16 protein-coding genes are annotated in these 17,117 nt (G+C 62.7%); all 16 read right to left on the bottom strand.

Translation table 11 applies throughout. The annotated features are described in order from the left end of the window. Nucleotides 1-307 precede the first annotated feature (307 nt). Nucleotides 308-637 carry a DUF2818 family protein gene (locus tag IB257_RS16445; RefSeq protein ID WP_054450498.1) on the bottom strand — a complete coding sequence of 110 codons (330 nt, stop codon included), beginning with the start codon at nucleotides 635-637 and terminating at the stop codon, nucleotides 308-310. A 15-nt stretch (nucleotides 638-652) separates the two neighbouring features. Next, nucleotides 653-2,137: an NADH-quinone oxidoreductase subunit NuoN gene (gene nuoN, locus IB257_RS16450; protein WP_119449060.1), complete on the bottom strand. Its 1,485-nt coding sequence runs from the start codon at nucleotides 2,135-2,137 to the stop codon at nucleotides 653-655. 9 nt (nucleotides 2,138-2,146) lie between these two features. Then, on the bottom strand, nucleotides 2,147-3,649 hold the full coding sequence (locus IB257_RS16455; RefSeq protein WP_054450494.1) for an NADH-quinone oxidoreductase subunit M: 1,503 nt from the start codon (nucleotides 3,647-3,649) through the stop codon (nucleotides 2,147-2,149). Next, nucleotides 3,646-5,667, bottom strand: coding sequence for an NADH-quinone oxidoreductase subunit L (gene nuoL, locus IB257_RS16460; RefSeq protein ID WP_054450492.1), 2,022 nt, complete (start codon nucleotides 5,665-5,667; stop codon nucleotides 3,646-3,648). Before nuoL ends, IB257_RS16455 begins: the two co-directional genes overlap by 4 nt. A 17-nt stretch (nucleotides 5,668-5,684) precedes the next feature. Next, a complete protein-coding gene (nuoK, locus tag IB257_RS16465) occupies nucleotides 5,685-5,993 on the bottom strand; it encodes an NADH-quinone oxidoreductase subunit NuoK (RefSeq protein WP_006217969.1) in 309 nt (102 codons plus the stop codon). Beyond that, nucleotides 5,990-6,640: an NADH-quinone oxidoreductase subunit J gene (locus IB257_RS16470; RefSeq protein WP_054450491.1), complete on the bottom strand. Its 651-nt coding sequence runs from the start codon at nucleotides 6,638-6,640 to the stop codon at nucleotides 5,990-5,992. Before IB257_RS16470 ends, nuoK begins: the two co-directional genes overlap by 4 nt. A 17-nt stretch (nucleotides 6,641-6,657) precedes the next feature. Further along, nucleotides 6,658-7,146, bottom strand: a complete 489-nt coding sequence (gene nuoI, locus IB257_RS16475) for an NADH-quinone oxidoreductase subunit NuoI (protein ID WP_008161196.1) — start codon at nucleotides 7,144-7,146, stop codon at nucleotides 6,658-6,660. 21 nt (nucleotides 7,147-7,167) lie between these two features. Beyond that, entirely contained in the window at nucleotides 7,168-8,241 is a 1,074-nt protein-coding gene (nuoH, locus tag IB257_RS16480; protein WP_054450490.1) for an NADH-quinone oxidoreductase subunit NuoH, read from the bottom strand. Continuing rightward, on the bottom strand, nucleotides 8,241-10,568 hold the full coding sequence (gene nuoG / locus IB257_RS16485) for an NADH-quinone oxidoreductase subunit NuoG (RefSeq protein ID WP_054450489.1): 2,328 nt from the start codon (nucleotides 10,566-10,568) through the stop codon (nucleotides 8,241-8,243). Before nuoG ends, nuoH begins: the two co-directional genes overlap by 1 nt. Nucleotides 10,569-10,583: 15 nt before the next feature. Then, nucleotides 10,584-11,951, bottom strand: coding sequence for an NADH-quinone oxidoreductase subunit NuoF (nuoF, locus tag IB257_RS16490; RefSeq protein WP_054450485.1), 1,368 nt, complete (start codon nucleotides 11,949-11,951; stop codon nucleotides 10,584-10,586). Continuing rightward, complete coding sequence (nuoE, locus tag IB257_RS16495; RefSeq protein WP_054450483.1) at nucleotides 11,948-12,442, bottom strand: NADH-quinone oxidoreductase subunit NuoE; 495 nt, start codon at nucleotides 12,440-12,442, stop codon at nucleotides 11,948-11,950. The genes nuoF and nuoE overlap by 4 nt, the downstream gene beginning before the upstream one ends. Nucleotides 12,443-12,489: 47 nt before the next feature. Beyond that, on the bottom strand, nucleotides 12,490-13,746 hold the full coding sequence (locus IB257_RS16500; protein ID WP_054450482.1) for an NADH-quinone oxidoreductase subunit D: 1,257 nt from the start codon (nucleotides 13,744-13,746) through the stop codon (nucleotides 12,490-12,492). A 3-nt stretch (nucleotides 13,747-13,749) separates the two neighbouring features. Then, complete coding sequence (locus tag IB257_RS16505) at nucleotides 13,750-14,376, bottom strand: NADH-quinone oxidoreductase subunit C (RefSeq protein ID WP_054450481.1); 627 nt, start codon at nucleotides 14,374-14,376, stop codon at nucleotides 13,750-13,752. A 75-nt stretch (nucleotides 14,377-14,451) separates the two neighbouring features. After that, nucleotides 14,452-14,928, bottom strand: coding sequence for an NADH-quinone oxidoreductase subunit B family protein (locus IB257_RS16510; protein ID WP_006217960.1), 477 nt, complete (start codon nucleotides 14,926-14,928; stop codon nucleotides 14,452-14,454). Between the two features lie 39 nt (nucleotides 14,929-14,967). Beyond that, nucleotides 14,968-15,327 (bottom strand): NADH-quinone oxidoreductase subunit A, encoded by a 360-nt coding sequence (locus IB257_RS16515; RefSeq protein ID WP_006217959.1) that lies wholly within the window; start codon nucleotides 15,325-15,327, stop codon nucleotides 14,968-14,970. Nucleotides 15,328-15,618: 291 nt separating this feature from the next. Then, a complete protein-coding gene (locus IB257_RS16520) occupies nucleotides 15,619-16,728 on the bottom strand; it encodes a porin (protein ID WP_088138979.1) in 1,110 nt (369 codons plus the stop codon). Nucleotides 16,729-17,117 lie beyond the last annotated feature (389 nt).

Genomic DNA, 17,117 nt, shown 5'->3' on the forward strand with positions numbered 1-17,117 from the left:
ACGATTCTTGTTTTTTTACCGGTTGCGATTGTGAACTCGAGGGCTGAACGGAACCTGAAAAATAGCTTTACGCTCACATAAAATGAAAAAAAACAACACTCAATACTTATAGGGTCAATACCGAACTTTCGCGCGGTGCGGCTAGTGGGTTCAGCCTCGCGCCCCCACAGGCTCTCACGCTGCGGAATGCCCATGGAGACGCCCGGAAGGGCCTCTGGGAAGCCAAAGCGCATAAGAGAGGACATTCCCTCATTGCGCAAAAAAAAACGCCCCGCGGGGCGTTTTTCATGCACGAACCAAGCTGCCTTCAGGTGCGCAGGCGCGGGTGCCGTTTGAACAGATAACGGTACACGAACCCCGGATAAGCCAGCACCAGATACAGGCTCAGGGTGATCGCGTAGAACTCCCAGGTCTGGGAAAACCGGTTGCCCAGCGTGGATTCGAACGCGAAACCGAGCGCGCCGACGATGGCGTAGAACACCAACACTTCGATCAGGCGCATCCAGAACGGCTTGACTGCCGCCACTCCGCCCTGCTTCCAGGGCATGACGGCGAAAACCCGCTCCGTCAGGAACGGGAGATTCGCGCTGACCAGGGCCAGCGCGATCAGCAGCCATACCGCCAGAGTCTGGTTCATGGCCCCGTTTTCCGCTTACAGGCTGAGCGAGCTGCGGATGGCCTGCACGCACAGGGCCATCAGGCCGCCCGGCAGGATGCCCAGGATCAGGATCAGGGCGCCGTTGACCGACAGCACGCCGCGCTGGCCGCAAGTGGCGACCATCGGCGCGGCATCGGCGGCCGGCTCGTCGAAGTAAACGACCTTGACCACGCGCAGGTAGTAGAACGCGCCGATCAGCGAGAACAGCACCGCGATCACGGCCAGCGTCACGTGGCCGGCGCTGACCAGGGCCTGCAGCACTGCCAGCTTGGCGTAGAAGCCCACCAGCGGCGGAATGCCGGCCAGCGAGAACATCAGCAGCAGCACGATGGCGGCATGCCAGGGGCTGCGGCGGTTCAGGCCCTTCAGGTCGTCGATGTGTTCGCACTCGAAACCTTGGCGCGACAGCAGCAGCACGATGCCGAAGCTCGCCAGCGTGGTCAGCACGTAGGTCAGCATGTAGAACAGCGAGGCGCCGTAGGCGGCCGACGACAGTTCCGGCTTGCCCGCGACCGAACCGGACATCAGGCCCAGCAACACGAAGCCCATGTGCGAGATGGTCGAGTAGGCCAGCATGCGCTTGAAGTTGGTCTGCGCGATGGCCGTCAGGTTACCGATGGCCAGCGACAGCACCGCCAGGATCATCAGCATCGGCTGCCAGTCGGCGGCCAGGCCGTGCAGGCCATCGACCAGCAGGCGCAGCGTGATGGCGAATGCAGCCAGCTTGGGCGCGCCGCCCAGGATCAGGGTGACGGCGGTGGGCGAACCTTGGTAGACGTCCGGAACCCACATGTGGAACGGCACGGCGCCGAGCTTGAACGCCAGGCCCGACACCAGGAACACGATGCCGAACACCAGGGCCAGCTTCTCGGCCTTGCCCGCGGCGATGACCTTGGACACTTCGGCCAGATCCAGGTGGCCGGTGGCGCCGTAGATCATGGACATGCCGTACAGCAGGAAGCCCGAGGCCAGCGCGCCCAGCACGAAGTACTTCATGGCGGCTTCGGTGGCGACGACGTTGTCGCGGCGCAGCGCGATCAGCGCGTACAGCGCCAGCGACATCAGCTCCAGGCCCAGGTAGATGGAGATCAGGTTCCCGGAGGAGATCATGACCATCTGGCCCAGCAGGGCGAACAGCGTCAGGACGTAGAGTTCGCCGCCGCGCATCATGTCGCGCAATTGCGCGTAGACGCGGCCATAGACCAGGGTCGCGGCCACGGCGATGTAGGACGCGATCTTGAGCAGATGCGACAGTTCGTCGGTAACGTACAGGCCGTTGAAGGTCGAACCAACAACGCCGTTCTTCCATTGCAGGGCCGACACGACGGTCAGCACGCCCAATGCAAGCATGGTCAGCAGAAACGTCGGCTTGCGCTCGGGGTGATTGCTGACCGCGTCGACGAGCAGGATAGCCAGGCCGAAAACCAGCAGGAGGATTTCCGGTGTCGCCAGGGCGAAATCGATTTGGGATTGCATCATTGTCTTGTCTTACAGTTTCGAGACGGCAACGTGTTGCAGCAGGGCCTCCACCGAAACGTGCATCACGTCGGTAAAGGGCTTGGGATAGATCCCCATGTACAACACGGCGATCGCCATCACGCCAAGAATCACAAACTCGCGGCGGTTGATATCGGTCAGCTCGCGCACGTGGTCGTTGGCGACGTCGCCCAGGACCACACGCTTGACCATCCACAGCGAATACGAAGCGCCCAGAATCAGGGCGGTCGCTGCCAGCAGGCCGATCCAGAAGTTGTGCTCGACCGCGCCCATGATCACCATGAACTCGCCGACGAAACCGCTGGTGGCCGGCAGGCCGCTGTTGGCCATCGAGAACAGGATGAAGAAGGTGGCGAAACGCGGCATGACGTTGACCACGCCGCCGTAGTCGGCGATGCGGCGCGAGTGCATGCGGTCATAGAGCACGCCGATACACATGAACATGGCGCCCGACACGAAGCCGTGCGAGATCATCTGCACGATGGCGCCTTCGACGCCGGCCGTGTTGAAGATGAAGAAACCCAGCGTCACGAAACCCATGTGGGCGACGGACGAATAGGCCACCAGCTTCTTCATGTCGTCCTGGACGATCGCGACCAGGCCGATGTAGATCACGGCGACCAAAGACAGCGTGATCATCAGGCCGGCCAGGCTGTGCGAGGCGTCGGGAGCGATCGGCAGCGAGAAGCGCAGGAAACCGTAGGCGCCCAGCTTCAGCATGATCGCGGCCAGCACGATGGAGCCGCCGGTGGGAGCTTCGACGTGAGCGTCGGGCAACCACGTGTGGACCGGCCACATCGGCACCTTGACGGCAAAGGCCGCCAACAGGGCCACGAAGATCAGGATCTGCGGGGTGTAGCCCAGCTTGGTCTGCTGCCAGGTCAGGATGTCGAACGAGCCGCCCGACACGTTCCACAGGTACACGAAGGCGACCAGCGTCAGCAGCGAGCCCATCAGCGTGTACAGGAAGAACTTGAACGCCGCGTACACGCGGTTCGGGCCGCCCCAGACGCCGATGATGATGTACATCGGGATCAGCGTGGCTTCGAAGAACACGTAGAACAGCATGCCGTCCAGCGCGCAGAACACGCCCACCATCAGACCCGACAGGATCAGGAAGGCGGCCATGTACTGGGACACGCGGCTGGTGATGACTTCCCAGCCGGCCAGCACCACGATGATGGTGATGAAGGCGGTCAGGAGCACGAACCACATCGAGATGCCGTCGATGCCCAGGTGGTAATTGACGTTGAAGGCCTCGATCCAGGAGGTCTTCTCCACGAACTGCATCTTGGCCGTGGTGGAGTCGAAACCGGTGTACAGCGGGATCGTGACGAGGAAACCGGCGATTGAGCCGACGAGCGACAAGCCGCGCGTCAGGCCGGGACGGTCGTCACGGCCCACCGCCAGCACCAGCAGGCCGAATACGATCGGGACAAAGATCGCAAGCGTGAGCCAGGGGAAAGTGTTGGATGCCATCTCGCTTGCCATCATTGGGGAATCAGCACAAAGAAAGTCACCAGCGCCATGATGCCGATGATCATCGCGAACGCGTAGTGATAGATGAAGCCGGACTGCAGGTGACGGCTGACCGCTGCCACCCAGCCCACCACACGGGCGCTGCCGTTGATCAGCAGGCCGTCGATGATGCCGCGGTCACCGGTCTGCCACAGGCCACGGCCCAGGCAGCGCAAGCCGCGGGCGATGATCTGCTCGTTGACCCAATCCACGTAGTACTTGTTCTCGAGCACCTTGTTGATGCCGGACAGGCTGGACTGGATCTTGGCCGGAACCTTGGGATTGATCAGGTAGCAGTACCAGGCGATGACCGCGCCAGCCACGACCAGCCAGAACGGAACCGTCTGGAAGGCGTGCAGGCCGAAGGCCACCCAGCCGTGCCACTCTTCATGCAGCTCGTGCATGGCGGGATGCTGCGGCAGGACCTTGATGACGCCGTCGAAGAACTTGCCGAACAGCATCGGATCGACCACCAGGGCGCCGATGATGACCGACGGGATCGCCAGCAGCACCAGCGGCAGCGTGACCACCCAGGGCGACTCATGCGGCTTGCCGCCATGATGGCCGTGGTCGTCGTGGCCGTGATCGTCGTGGCCATGACCATGGCCGTGGTCGCTGGTGTCGAAACGTTCCTTGCCGTGGAAGACCAGGAAGTACACGCGGAACGAGTACAGCGAGGTCACGAACACGCCGATCAGGGTCGAGTAGTACGCGAAGTTCGCGCCCCAGACGTTTGCGGCGCCGGCGGCCTCGATGATGTGTTCCTTCGAGTAGAAGCCCGAGAAGAACGGCGTGCCGACCAGGGCCAGCGTGCCCAGCAGGAAGGTGATCCAGGTGATGGGCATGTACTTGCGCAGGCCGCCCATGTTGCGGATGTCCTGGTCATGGTGCATGCCGATGATGACGGAGCCAGCGCCCAGGAACAGCAGCGCCTTGAAGAACGCGTGCGTCATCAGGTGGAAGATCGCGACCGAGTAGGCCGAAGCGCCCAGCGCGACCGTCATGTAGCCCAGCTGCGACAGCGTGGAATACGCGACCACGCGCTTGATGTCGTTCTGGATGATGCCCAGGATGCCCAGGAACAGCGCGCCGATGGCGCCGATCACGATGATGAAGGACAGCGCCACGTCGGACAGTTCGAACAGCGGCGAGAAACGCGCGACCATGAAGATGCCGGCCGTCACCATGGTGGCGGCGTGGATCAGCGCGGAAATCGGGGTCGGGCCTTCCATCGAGTCAGGCAGCCAGGCGTGCAGCGGAACCTGGGCCGATTTGCCCATGGCGCCGATGAACAGGCAGATGCAGGCGACCGTCAGCAGCATCCAGTCGGAACCGGGCAGCGTCAGCGTGGCCAGCTTGTCGGCCTGGGCGAAGACTTCGCCGTAATGCATGGTGCCGGCGTAAGCGAACAGCAGGCCGATGCCCAGCACGAAGCCGAAGTCGCCGACGCGGTTGATCAGGAACGCCTTCATGTTGGCGAAGATCGCCGTGGGACGGGTGTACCAGAAGCCGATCAGCAGGTACGACACCAGGCCCACCGCTTCCCAGCCGAAGAACAGCTGCACCATGTTGTTCGACATCACCAGCATGAGCATGGAGAACGTGAACAGCGAGATGTACGAGAAGAAGCGCTGGTAGCCGGGATCATCCGCCATGTAGCCGATGGTGTAGATGTGCACCATCAGCGACACGGAAGTCACCACGACCATCATCATGGCCGACAGGGGATCGATCAGGAAGCCGATTTCCAGCTTGGTCTGGCCGATCAGGCTCCAGGTGTAGACCGCGCCGTCGAAGCGCAGGCCGTTGAGCACGTCGTTCAGCACCACCACCGAACCGATGGTGGAGATGAGCACGCCCAGGATGGTGATCATGTGCGAAGCACGGCGGCCGATGGGACGGCCCAGGAACCCGGTGCCGAAGAGGCCCGCGAGAATCGCCCCGGCCAGCGGAGCCAGCGCGATGAGCAAGTAGAGATTGGGTGAGCTAGACATTTTCTTCCAATACCCCGTCAGCCCTTCAGGCGATCGAGTTCGTCAACGTTGATCGTGTTCAGGTTGCGGAACAGCAGCACCAGGATGGCCAGGCCGATCGCCGCTTCGGCGGCGGCCACGGTCAGGATGAAGAACACGAACACCTGGCCGGCGGTATCGCCGAACCAGCTGGAGAACGCCACGAAGTTCATGTTGACGGCCAGGAGCACGAGCTCGATGGACATCAGGAGAATGATCAGGTTGCGGCGGTTCAGGAAGATGCCGAAGATCCCGATGGCGAACAGGATCGCCCCGAGGATCAGGTAGTGGGCCAGCGTCAGCGTCATTTTTGTTCTCCTTGGGGCGCGGCGGCGGTCGGGGTGCCGTTCTGCGCCTGGGCACGCTCGCTCTGGGCGGGCATGCTCACCATGCGGTAACGGTCCTTCGAGCGCACGCGGACGGCGGCCACCGGGTCGTTGTACTTCACGTCGCGGCGGCGGCGCAGGGTCAGCGCGATGGCGGCGACCATGCCGACCAGCAGCAGCGCGGCGCCCACTTCAATGGCGTAGATGTACTGGGTGTACATGGCCTCGCCCAGCGCGCGGGCGTTGTTGTAGTCGCCGGCAACCGGGGCTTGCGGGCCCGCGCCGTACCAGGTCGAACCCAGCACGAAGGCCATTTCGACCACCATCACCAGGCCGATGACCAGGCCCAGCGGCAGGTAGGTCTTCATGCCCTGGCGCAGGGCATCCATGCGGATGTCCAGCATCATCACGACGAAGAGGAAAAGCACCATCACGGCGCCCACGTACACCAGCACCAGCAGCAGCGCCAGGAACTCGGCGCCAAGCAGCATCCACAGCATGGCCGCGTTGACGAAGGCCAGGATCAGGTGCAGGACGGCGGTGACCGGGCTGCGCGCGGTGATCACGCGGAACGCCGCGATCACCAGCACGGCGGCCAGTATGTAAAACAGGACAGTGGTAAAAGTCATGGATCAGGTCCTGGGCTTCAACGATAGGGAGCGTCTTCGGCCCGGCGGCGGGCGATGTCGGCTTCGTAGCGGTCGCCCACGGCGAGCAGCATGTCTTTGGTGAAATACAGGTCGCCGCGCTTTTCACCGTGGTATTCGTGGATGTGCGTTTCCACGATGGAGTCCACGGGGCAGCTTTCCTCACAGAAGCCGCAGAAAATGCACTTGGTCAGGTCGATGTCGTAACGCGTGGTGCGGCGGGTGCCGTCATCGCGCTGGTCCGACTCGATGGTGATCGCCAGCGCGGGGCACACGGCTTCGCACAGCTTGCACGCGATGCAGCGCTCTTCCCCGTTGGGGTAGCGGCGCAGCGCATGCAGGCCGCGGAAACGCGGCGACGCAGGCGTCTTTTCCTGGGGGTAGCGCAAGGTGACCTTGCGCTTGAAGAAATACTTGCCCGTCAGGCGCATGCCCTTGAGCAATTCGGTCAGCATCAGACTGCCGAAGAAATCCTTGATCGCTTCCATATCCTGCCTCTGCCTGGCGGCTTAGCGCCAAATGTTCCAGGGCGTCTGCATCCAGATCGCCACCACGACCAGCCAAACGCCGGTCAGCGGGATGAAGATTTTCCAACCCAAGCGCATGATCTGGTCATAGCGGTAACGCGGGAACGATGCGCGGAACCACACGAACAACGAGACCACGACGAACGTCTTGAGACCCAGCCAGATCCAACCCGGAATCCAGGTCAGCGGCGCGATGTCGATCGGGGAAGCCCAGCCGCCCAGGAACATGATCGAGGCCATGCAGGACAGCAGGATCATGTTGGCGTATTCGCCCAGGAAGAACAGCGCGAACGCCATGCCCGAGTATTCGACCATGTGGCCGGCCACGATTTCCGATTCGCCTTCGACCACGTCGAACGGGTGGCGGTTGGTTTCGGCCACGGCCGAAATCACGTAGATCACGAACAACGGCAAGAGCGGCAGCCAGTTCCAGGACAGGAACGTCAGGCCCTTGTCGGCAAACCAGCCGCGGTTCTGCACGTGCACGATCTCGGACATGTTCAGGCTGCCGGACACCAGCAGCACCGTCACCAGCACGAAGCCGATGGCCAGTTCGTAGGACAGCATCTGCGCGGAAGCGCGCAGCGCGCCCAGGAAGGCGTATTTGGAGTTCGACGCCCAACCCGCGACGATCACGCCATACACGCCCACGGACGTGATGGCCATGATGTACAGCAGGCCGGCGTTGACGTTGGCCAGGACCACGTCGGGACCGAACGGCACCACCGCCCAGGCCGCCAGGGCCGGCATCAGCGTGACCACCGGGGCCACGATGAACAGCACCTTGTTGGCCTGCGACGGAACCACCACTTCCTTTGTCAGCAGCTTGAACACGTCGGCGAACGGCTGCAGCAGCCCCTTGAAGCCGACGCGGTTCGGACCCATGCGCACGTGCATGGCGCCGATCATCTTGCGTTCCCAGTAGGTCAGGTACGCCACGCACAGAATGATGGGCACGGCGATGACCACAATCTTGACGAGGGTCCAGAGGACCATCCAGACCGTCGGGCCCAGCAATGCCGTACCCTGGCTCTCAAGAACATTAAGCCATTCCATCAGGCACGCTCCACGCTGATTTGACCGAATGCGCCACCCAGGGCTGCGGTGTTTTCAAAGGCTGCGGAGATGCGCACGGCGCGGTCGGCCACGGCATCGTCCTGCACGGTTTCGAGTTCGACGGCGCCCTGCCCGCTCGACACGCGCACCTTGACGCCGGCCGTCAGGCCCAGGCTGGTGAGCGTGCGGCCGTTCATGGCGGCAGCCGGCTTCTTCGAGGCCGGGGCCGCTTGCAGCGGCTCCGAGCGGCGAACCATCGCGTCGGTGCGGTAGATCGGCACGTCGGCGACGCGCTCCAGGCCGCTGGCGGCCTGGCCCAGGCCCAGCGGGGCCTTGATCTCGTTGGACAGGCGGCCTTCGATGCCGCCAGCCAGCACGGCGTCGCGCACGGACTCGGAAGTCTCGTCGTCAAAGCCAGCCAGATGCAGGACGTTGCCCAGCACGCGCAGGACCTTCCAGCCCGGACGGGTCTGGCCGAACGGCGTGACCGTGCCCTTGAAGCTCTGGGCCAGGCCTTGCGCGTTGACGTAGGTGCCCGAGGTTTCGGTGAACGGCGACACCGGCAGCATGACGTCGGCCCATTCGGCGGCGGCCGAACGGTAAGGCGTCAGGGCCACGGCGAACTGCGCGCCGCGCAGCGCGGCGATGGCTTGCTGGCCGTTGTCGGCATCCAGCAGCGGCTCGGCGTGCAGGACCACGTAGGCCTTCAGCGGCTCGGCCAGCATGGCGGCTGCGTTCTTGCCGCCCTTGCCCGGAATGGCGCCGGCCAGGTAACCGCCGACGGTGTTGCCGCCGGAGGTCAGGAAACCGAACTTGCCGCCGGCCAACTCAGCCACGGCGCGGCCGTTGGCGGCCAGGGTCGAGGCCTGGGCGCTGGCCACTGCCAGGTTGCCCATCAGCACGGCGGTGTTGGCGCCGGAAGCCAGGCTGGCAGCGATGAGCTTGGCGTTTTCGCCGGGCGTGACCGAGGCGAACTCGGCCGGCACGGCCTGTTCCTTGGCCTGGGCCAAGGCGACTGCCACTTCGGCCAGCGCGCGCGCCAGCTCGGACGGGGCCACGGTGATACGGGCAGCCACGGGCATCAGGGGATCGTCGGCAGCGCTGTCGACCATCAGGATCTGCGTGCCGCGCTTGGCAGCTTGGCGCAGACGCTGCGCCATCAGCGGATGATCCTTGCGCAGGAAGGAACCGACCACCAGGACGCGATCCAGGTTGTCGAGTTCGGCGATGGGCATGCCCAGCCACGGCGCGCCGGTCAGAGCGGCGTCGAAGGCGGCATCGGTCTGGCGCAGGCGGAAGTCGATGTTTTCGGAACCCAGCGCGCGGACCAGGCGGCCCAGCAGCGCGTATTCCTCGGTGGTGGCGTATTCGGACGCCAGGGCGCCGATCTGGCCGGCGCCGAAGCTGTCGCGCACGCGGGACAGGCCCTGGGCCACGGCGGCAAGCGCGTCGCTCCAGGAGGCTTCCTGCCACTTGCCGTCGGTGCCCTTGATCATCGGGGCCGACAGGCGGTCTTCGCTGTTCAGGCCTTCATACGAGAAGCGATCGCGGTCGCTGATCCAGCACTCGTTGACGGCTTCGTCTTCGAACGGAACCACGCGCATGACGCGGTCGCCCTTGACCTGGACCACCAGGTTGGCGCCCAGGCTGTCGTGCGGGCTGACCGAACGGCGGCGAGCCAGTTCCCAGGTGCGCGCGCTGTAGCGGAAGGGCTTGGAGGTCAGCGCGCCCACCGGACAGATGTCGATCATGTTGCCCGACAGTTCGGACTCGATCGAGCGGCCGACGAAGGTCGTGATCTCGGAGTGTTCGCCACGGCCCAGCATGCCCAGTTCCATGACGCCGGCGATTTCCTGGCCGAAGCGCACACAGCGGGTGCAGTGGATGCAGCGGCTCATTTCCTCGGCGGAAACCAGCGGGCCCAGGTCCTTGTGGAAGACCACGCGCTTTTCTTCCTGGTAACGCGAGGAAGAACCGCCGTAGCCCACGGCCAGGTCCTGCAGCTGGCATTCGCCGCCCTGATCGCAGATCGGGCAGTCGAGCGGGTGATTGATGAGCAAGAATTCCATCACCGACTTCTGAGCGGCGCGAGCCTTCTCGGAGCAGGTGTGGACGACCATGCCGTTGGTCACCGGCGTGGCGCAGGCGGGCAGCGCCTTGGGCGCTTTTTCCACTTCAACCAGGCACATGCGGCAGTTGGCCGCGATGGACAGTTTCTTGTGGTAGCAGAAATGCGGCACGTAAAGCCCGACTTTCTGGGCGGCATGCATGACCATGCTGCCTTCGGGCACTTCGACCTTGTTGCCGTCGACGGTTAGTTCAACCATTGCTGTTCCTGAGACCTACAGATATTGCGGGACCACACAAGACTTGTGCTCGATGTGGTGCGCGAATTCGTCGCGAAAATGCTTGAGAAAGCCACGGACGGGCATGGCGGCGGCGTCACCCAGGGCGCAGATGGTGCGGCCCATGATGTTGCCCGCCACGTTGTCCAGCAAGTCCAGATCTTCCGGACGGCCGTGACCGTTTTCGATGCGATGCACCATGCGGTAGAGCCAACCGGTGCCTTCGCGGCACGGCGTGCACTGGCCGCAGCTTTCTTCGAAATAGAAGTACGACAGGCGCAGAAGCGACTTCACCATGCAGCGCGTTTCGTCCATGACGATCACGGCGCCCGAGCCCAGCATCGAGCCGGCCTTGGCGATGGAGTCATAGTCCATCGTGCATTCCATGATGATGTCGGCCGGCAGCACCGGCGCGCTCGAACCGCCGGGAATCACGGCCTTCAGCTTCTTGCCGCCGCGCATGCCGCCCGCCAGCTCCAGGAGCTTCGAGAACGGAGTGCCCAGCGGGATCTCGTAGTTGCCGGGACGCTCGACGTCGCCGGTGATCGAGAACAGCTTGGTGCCGCCGTTGTTCGGCTTGCCGACTTCGAGGTAGGCCTGGCCGCCGTTGCGGATGATCCAGGGCACCGCCGCGAACGTCTCGGTGTTGTTGATGGTGGTGGGCTTGCCGTACAGGCCGAAGCTGGCCGGGAATGGCGGCTTGAAGCGCGGCTGGCCCTTCTTGCCTTCCAGCGATTCCAGCAGCGCGGTTTCTTCGCCACAGATGTAGGCGCCATAGCCATGGAACGCGTGCAGCTGGAAGCTGAAATCCGAACCCAGCAGCTTGTCGCCCAGGAAGCCGGCGGCGCGCGCCTCTTCCAGCGCTTCTTCGAAGCGCTCGTAGACTTCGAAGATTTCGCCGTGGATGTAGTTGTAGCCGACGCTGATGCCCATGGCGTAGGCCGCGATCGCCATGCCTTCAATCACGATGTGCGGATTGAAGCGCAGGATATCGCGGTCCTTGAACGTGCCAGGCTCGCCTTCGTCGGAGTTGCAGACCAGGTACTTCTGGCCCGGGAAGGCGCGCGGCATGAAGCTCCACTTCAGGCCAGTCGGGAAGCCCGCGCCGCCGCGGCCGCGCAGGCCGGAGGCCTTGACCTCGGCGATCACGTCTTCCGGCTTCATGCCGGTGGTCAGGATCTTCTTCAGGGCTTCGTAGCCGCCGCGCTTGACGTAGTCGGCCAGGCGCCAGTTGGCGCCGTCGACGTCAGCCAGGATCTGCGGCTGGATGTGCCGGCCATGCAGGCACATCGAATTGGAAACGTCGTTCAGCGGGTTGGGGTCCAGCCCCTGCGCGAACTGTTTATACAGGTCGGGCGCGTTCATGCCGACTCTCCTTGCACCTTGAGGGCCGCGACCAGCGCGTCCAGCTTCTCTTCGGTCATGCGCACGCACATATGCTTGTTGTTCACGATCAGCACGGGCGAGTCACCGCAAGCGCCCATGCACTCGCCTTCCACCAGCGTGAACTGGCCGTCGGGAGTGGTGCCGCGGTAATCGACGCCCAGCTTGCGCTTGAGGTAGTCGCCGGCGCGTTCGCCGTCGCGCAAGGCACAGGGCAGGTTCGTGCAAACGGCGATCTTGTTCTTGCCGACGGGCTTGACGTCGAACATGTTGTAGAAGGTGGCGACTTCCTGGACCGCGATGGGCGGAACGCCAATGTAGTTGGCCACATCTTCAATGATTTCGGTAGCCAACCAGCCCTTCTCTTCTTGCGCGATGGCAAGCGAGGCCATGATGGCGGACTGCCGCTGGTCGCCCGGGAACTTCGCGAGTTCTCGGTCGATTTTCTGGTAGGCCTGTTCGGAAAGCAGCATAGTTTGAATCCGGGTTATGCGGGCGTGCTCGTGACTGTCTGGGCGGATCAGCGATCGATCTCGCCGAAAACGATGTCCTGCGTGCCAATGATGGTGACGGCGTCGGCAATCATGTGACCGCGCGACATTTCATCCAGCGATTGCAGGTGGACGAAGCCGGGGGCCCGAATCTTCAGGCGGTAAGGCTTGTTGGCGCCGTCGGACACCATATAGATGCCGAATTCGCCCTTGGGGTGTTCCACCGAGGCGTACGCTTCACCGGGAGGCACGTGGAAACCTTCAGTGAAGAGCTTGAAGTGATGGATCAGCTCTTCCATGTTGGTCTTCATGGCGGTGCGCTTGGGCGGGGCGATCTTGTGGTTCTCGATCATGACCGGGCCCGGGTTGTTGCGCAGCCATTCCACGCACTGGCGGATGATGCGGTTGCTCTCACGCATTTCGGCGATACGGACCAGATAGCGGTCATAGCAGTCGCCATTGACACCCACGGGGATGTCGAAATCGAGCAGGTCGTAGACTTCGTAGGGCTGCATCTTGCGCAGGTCCCAGGCCACGCCGGAACCGCGCAGCATCGGGCCGGTGAAACCCAGCGCCTTGGCGCGGTCGGGGTCGACCACGCCGATGCCCACCAGACGCTGCTTCCAGATGCGGTTGTCGGTCAGCAGAGTTTCGTACTCGTCGACGCAAGCCGGGAAGCGGTTGGTGAAATCTTCGATGAAATCCAGCAGCGAACCCGAACGTGCGTCGTTCATGGCGCGCACTTCCTTGTCGCCGCGGTACTTGCTGGTGTCGCCGTATTGCGGCATCGAGTCCGGCAGGTCGCGGTAGACGCCGCCCGGACGGTAGTAGGCCGCGTGCATGCGCGCGCCCGAAACCGCTTCGTAGCAGTCCATCAGGTCTTCGCGTTCACGGAAGGCGTACAGGAACACCGCCATGGCGCCCACGTCCAGCGCGTGCGAACCCAGCGACATCAGGTGGTTCAGCAGACGGGTGATCTCGTCGAACATCACGCGGATGTACTGCGCGCGCAGCGGCGCTTCGACGCCCAGCAGCTTCTCGATGGCCATGACGTAGGCGTGCTCGTTGCACATCATGGACACGTAGTCCAGGCGGTCCATGTAAGGCAGCGCCTGGATGTAGGTCTTGTGTTCGGCCAGTTTTTCGGTGGCGCGGTGCAGCAGGCCGATGTGCGGGTCGGCGCGCTGGATCACTTCGCCGTCGAGCTCGAGCACCAGGCGCAGCACACCGTGCGCAGCCGGGTGCTGGGGACCGAAGTTGAGCGTGTAGTTCTTGATTTCTGCCATGATTTAACGCCCCAAGCCGTAAGAGTCTTCGCGGACCACGCGCGGAGTGACCTCGCGCGGATCGATCGTGACCGGCTGGTAAATGACGCGCCGCTGTTCCGGGTCGTAGCGCATTTCGACGGTGCCGGACAGCGGGAAGTCCTTGCGGAAGGGATGGCCGATGAAGCCATAGTCGGTGAGGATGCGGCGCAGGTCCGGGTGGCCTTCGAAGACGATGCCGTACAGGTCGAAGGCTTCGCGTTCGAACCAGCCCACGGCCGGCCAGCATTCCATCAGCGAGGCGACCATCGGGAACTCGTCGTCCTCGGCCCAGGTGCGCACGCGCAGGCGCCAGTTGTTCTCGATCGAGAGCACATGGGCAACCACGGCGAAACGCGAGCGGTGGATCTTGGCGTTGGTTTCCTCGGGCAGTTGGCGCGTGCCGTTGCCCCAGGTCAGGTAGTCGACGCCGCAGAGGTCGATACAGGTTTCAAAGCGCAGGCCGGCTTCGGTGCGCAGCTTGTTGCAGACGGAGAACCACTGCTGCGCGGGTACTTCGAGCGTCAGCTCGCCCAACGCCTCGGTCAGCGCGATATCCGCGCCGAGGGTGGTCTGCAAATTGTTTTTCAGGGTTTCGAGCCTGGTCATCATCTTGTACGCTTAGGTGAACCGATATGCTGGTTTCGCGGGGCCGGCTGCAAAGGCTGCTGCCTGGCGCGGCGGAACTCAGCGCGCAATCGTGTTGGTCAGACGGATCTTGTTCTGCATTTGCAGCAAGCCGTAGACCAGCGCCTCGGCCGTGGGCGGGCAGCCTGGCACATAGACGTCTACCGGTACGATGCGATCGCAGCCACGGACCACCGAATACGAGTAGTGGTAGTAACCGCCGCCGTTGGCACAGGAGCCCATGGAAACCACCCAACGCGGCTCGGGCATCTGGTCGTAGACCTTGCGCAGCGCCGGCGCCATCTTGTTGCACAGCGTGCCGGCCACGATCATCAGATCGGACTGGCGCGGGCTGGGGCGGAAGATGATGCCGAATTGGTCCAGGTCGTAGCGGGCCGCGCCCGCGTGCATCATCTCAACCGCGCAACAGGCCAGACCGAAGGTCATGGGCCACATGGAGCCGGTCTTCGCCCAATTAAGGAACTTGTCGGCGCTGGTTGTGATGAACCCTTGCTTGAGAATGCCGTCTATAGCCATATTCGTCTCTGATAGCGTGCTGTGAAAAAACCCGGCGGGTTATTCCCAGTCCAGCGCGCCCTTTTTCCATTCGTAGATGAAGCCGACCGTCAGCACGGCCAGGAAAACCATGACCGTCCAGAAACCGACGAGACCGACCGTGCCCTGGGCGATGGCCCACGGGAACAGAAAGGCGATTTCCAGGTCGAAAAGAATGAACAGGATCGCCACCAGGTAGTAGCGCACGTCAAACTTCATGCGGGCGTCTTCGAAGGCCTCGAAACCGCATTCGTACGGCGAGAGCTTCTCGGCGTAAGGACGCCGCGGACCAAGGAGGGAGCCGGCCGTTAGAAGCGCGAACCCGATAAGGGTGGCCACTACGATAAACAGCAGGACGGGAAAATACTGTTGCAGGTTCATTCAGGCGTCCGTCAAATGCGCAAACCTTAGGATTGTAGCATTCGCGCGGTTACTTCTGGCTGAACTCTGTAGCTCGAACAGCAGGCGAAAGACAGCATTCCTTAAATGGAACAATGGCTGCTTTCAGCACCGGTACGCAAGCATACAGCAGCCTGCCGATGCACGCACAAACACACGCAAAAACACAGACGCAAAAACGAAAAAAACCACCCCGAAGGGTGGTTTTATACAAACGGGCCGAAGCCCGTTTGTGCACTTTAAATCCAGGCAGGACTTGCGCCCTGCTTTGGATTAGAAGCGGTGACGGATACCGACGCCGACGGCGGTCGACTTGACGTCTTCGATGAAGGCGTAGTTCTTGGCGTACGAACCGTAAGCGTACAGGTTGGTGCGCTTGGACAGGTCGTAGGTGTAGCCCAGCGAGAAGACGTTCATCGTCTCAGCACCGTTGATACGGTCGTTGCTGGGGTCAACCATTTGCCACGAACCGAACAGCTTGCTTGCGCCGCCGATCGGGGCGGACAGGCCGACCATGTACGAGTTGGCCTTGAAGCCGTCAGCAAAGATGTTGGTGCCGATGCTCAGGGAGCCCGAACCGGTGTTCACGCCTTGGCCAGCGAACCAGCCGTCGGTCGTGCGAGCGTAGGCCAAGGCCAGCTTCACGACTTCGAAGTCGTACGAACCGCCGATGGCGTACATACGCGGGGTCGCGTCTTGGTCAGCAAACACCGACTTGTTCGAAGCGTTCAGCTGGTCGTACGTCAGAGCGACGTTCAGGGGACCGTTCACGTAACGCAGACCGGTCGTGATGGCGCGGGTGTTGTCAGCCGTGCGCCAGCCGGTTTGATCAGCGTTGTTGTCGTCAGCGTTGAACGAGTAGCCGATGCCAAACTGGAAGCCGCTGAACGACGGGGTCTGATACATGACCATGTTGTCGTAGCGTTGCGTGTTGGCAGCGCTCATCGAAACGCCGATGTTGGCTTGACCGAAGCCAGCGCCGAACGGATCGATCGAGCCGAAGTACTTCGACGCGATGTTGGTTTGACGACCGAAGTCCAGTTGACCCCAGCTGTCGCTGGCCAGACCGATGGTGGCTTGACGACCGAACAGGCGGCCACCTTGGGCCGACTTGCCGTTACCCGAATCAAAGCCGGATTCCAGTTGGAAAACAGCGCGCAGGCCGTCACCCAGGTCTTCCGAACCACGCAGACCCCAGCGCGAACCGTTCTGGACGCCGTTGATCATGCCGAAACGGCTGCCGTTCATGGCATCGGGACCACCGCTGATCTTGTTGTAGCCGATACCCGTGTCGATGATACCGTACAGGGTGACAGACGTTTCTGCCTGGGCGACACCGGCAAAACCGGCGAGCAGGGCGGCAGCGAGCAGAGTCTTTTTCATTTAAGAAATCTCCGTTGATTTGAGTGACAAGAGCAGCAATCCAGCAAACCAGCCTGCCGCCCCCCTAACTCCGCGAAGGGAAGTTGACGCTATTGCATCAAAAATCAGGGGGGCTGGCTATGGTCGGCGCCAGAAAAGTGCAGGTTTACGACAGGCTTGTTGGGATATTGCAACAACTCAGCGAAGCCTGGCCGGACACGCTAGGGCTTACCCTTAGTTTTTAGGCCAAGCACCTATTCATGCGACTTTCAGCCCTGCCCCTAATTATCCGGATGCTCCGGATACCATCCCCGCCATCAAATACAGCTCCCTTCCGAGCCCTGTTTCCGCGTCGCCGCGACCTCCAACCAGCCATCGGAATCGCACCTTCGCCATAAGGCCCCCACAGC

Source organism: Achromobacter sp. ACM03 (assembly GCF_014851665.1).
Taxonomy (GTDB): domain Bacteria; phylum Pseudomonadota; class Gammaproteobacteria; order Burkholderiales; family Burkholderiaceae_B; genus Achromobacter; species Achromobacter aegrifaciens.